This window comes from Serratia sp. 506_PEND, from assembly GCF_001076875.1.
GTDB classification, from domain to species: Bacteria; Pseudomonadota; Gammaproteobacteria; order Enterobacterales; family Enterobacteriaceae; genus Serratia; species Serratia marcescens.
The window spans coordinates 1-2,463 of sequence record NZ_JVEL01000383.1 but is presented as its reverse complement, the minus strand read 5'-3'; the positions used below and the strand labels follow the sequence as shown (position 1 = coordinate 2,463).

The 2,463-nt window shown below is 47.0% G+C and carries 2 protein-coding genes; both read right to left on the bottom strand.

The window, feature by feature from the left end:
• The coding region (locus tag ADK28_RS30070; protein WP_193392131.1) for a BREX system ATP-binding domain-containing protein at positions 1-153 on the bottom strand (153 nt) is incomplete at its 3' end.
• A 3-nt stretch (positions 154-156) separates the two neighbouring features.
• On the bottom strand, positions 157-2,463 hold a 2,307-nt coding region (locus tag ADK28_RS13080), incomplete at its 5' end, for a TerB N-terminal domain-containing protein (RefSeq protein WP_239686246.1).

Genomic DNA, 2,463 nt, shown 5'->3' with positions numbered 1-2,463 from the left:
GTCAGCAATCCTCTCAATATCCTGATGGAGAGCAGTGATCTCATTCACGCGACCAACCTGGATATGCTGAATGCCTATCCTTGGCGTTACACCTGACTTAAGTGACTGAATAATAGCGTCGCGTTCTTTCACTCTTATACGTGTTACAGACATTCACTATCCCTCTAATTCTTTGGCAATTTCCAGATCAACCCAGATATTATCATCAGCATCGTCCAGCACCGGAGCATCAACCACCGCATAGGACCAGTCATTGATCACCTCAAGCGCACCGCCGAGCATCAAATTCAAATTTCCGCACAATTCTGTCGCCTCTTTTCGGGACCACTGTTCTTTCTCCAGCAAACTGCGATAAAGCTGGCTATGTGCGGAATCAAGGCCGCCCGCCTCCGTTAATGAGGCTGGAGCGCTTTTTGGTTCTTCCGGTTCTTCTTCGGTGAAAATTGTGTTCAGTAATTTACGAACTTCGTCCGTGGCAGATTCGTGGCGGGCAAGTACATTAGCATCCAGTGTAAACCCTGCCGTAGGCTGATCAGTTGGTACAGACGAGACGAGATCATGTTCAGTTGCGGAATGCTGATGGATATTGCTTGAGACAGATAAGGGATCCAGGCCCAAACTTGAATAAATCTTCTCAAGCTGTTTGATTTCGGCAGGAGCTATTGTGCCATCCGAGCAGGCAACACTAACGATAACTTTACCCACAGCTGATTTTTCCGCAGCCCCCATCAACTCAATCCTGCTTTTCATTCCCGTCATATTGGCTGGAGTATGAAGCTGCCATGTTAAATACGCATGTAGAGAGCGCTTTTCATCATCGGTGAAGCCAGTATTGTTGTTGATGGCATTCTCAAGCACTTTCTGCTCGGCTTGATCAAGAGAATTGTCAATCAAGGCGACCATCGCCCCTAATCTGAGAGTCATTACTGCTGAGATAAATTCAGCTGAAGGTGAGAAGCGTCCACCTTCGGCGGCAGGGAATAGAACAAGTGTCCCATCAACATCCGCCTTCACATGGTGATAACACGGGTCAGGTGCCAGACCGTAACCCATCTTCAGAGCAAAGGCCTGCATCAAATCGGCCTCTTTTTTATTGATCTTATTGGGGCAACTGGTATTCATATGTGCCCAAAAGTCAGCAACTGAGACTAACCCCTCCTTGACGAGGATCGCCTCATCAGCCCAGCGTTTGAATGAGCTTAATATTTTTTCTGCGCTTTCATTAACGATCTCTGAAGGGAGCAACATAATTGCAGCCGTATCATTGACTGACGTACCTTTCCTACCAAGGTAGCGACTATAAGCATCAAGTTCATCCGTACATATGTCGGCAAGAGCCATAATTTTCTGGACAGGGCTCTTCAACGCACTTGGATCAGGCAGGTCGGGAACAGGAAGTCGAACACCTCGCAAACTAGGACTTGCTGGTGTGTAATCTAACCTTAGGCGCGTTTTATTCGCCTTAACGACCATCCCTTCACCATATTTGAGGGTGTAACGCCGTTTGAAAAGCGCAGCAAACTCTTTAGCACAGCGGCGAGCCGGGGTACGCAGCGAATACTCGGTGTGGTTTATTACCCAGTTCAACGCCAGTTCAGCTGATACAGGAACTCCTTCATGTACAGTTTTTGCCAGAGCCAGCTTAAATTGCATGCTGTTGCTGAAACCTGAATTGCTATCGAGCTCAGTGGCTAAGCCCATGTTCGGGCGCAGAATAGACATGGCTTCGAGTAATTGGGTCGAATATCCACGGAAGGAGCGGTTCTCAATGAATACCGATCTTAACCGAGCGACTTCATTGAACAGATTACGGAACTCATCATCAGGGAATTTTGAGTCAGCGGAATCTACGAGCGCTTTTCTTTCCAGGCCATAGAGGTAGATAAAAACATAGCCGATAGGACACGATGGATCAGACCTATCGCTGGCAAGCCAACTGACATAAGCACCGCGTGCTTCTGGGGAAAGAGATGAAAAACTGGGCCAGTATCCTAATGAACTGTCCTCGTAAAGATAAGAAGTAGGTTTTATCTTACATGTGTCATCAATTAATGATGCCTCACTTCCATCGTCATAATAGCCGCCTGATTCTTGACCGGAGGGCTTCATACGTTGCCCCACGTAAATGTGGCCACCGCTAATTGTTACACCAGCTATAGTTATCATCTCACCCGGAAGTACCCATCGAGCTAGTGCACCTGCTGATTTGGAGGTGTTCCGGTAATGATTGGTTGTCACCCGAACTTCAACACCCCGGCCACCGCTCAATGTAAAAGTTGCAAGGTTATCGTCTTCACTATCATCGTTTCGCACAACCGCCTCTTTTTTCTTGATGTCAGCGAGCCATTCTTTTGGTGGTGCTTTCACAGGGCTTGAAGCATAAGACTTTGGAGATTTGCGTTTTTTCTTTCTAAAAAACAACAAGTAAATTACTAAAAGCGCCGCCAAAAACTTCAATAACTC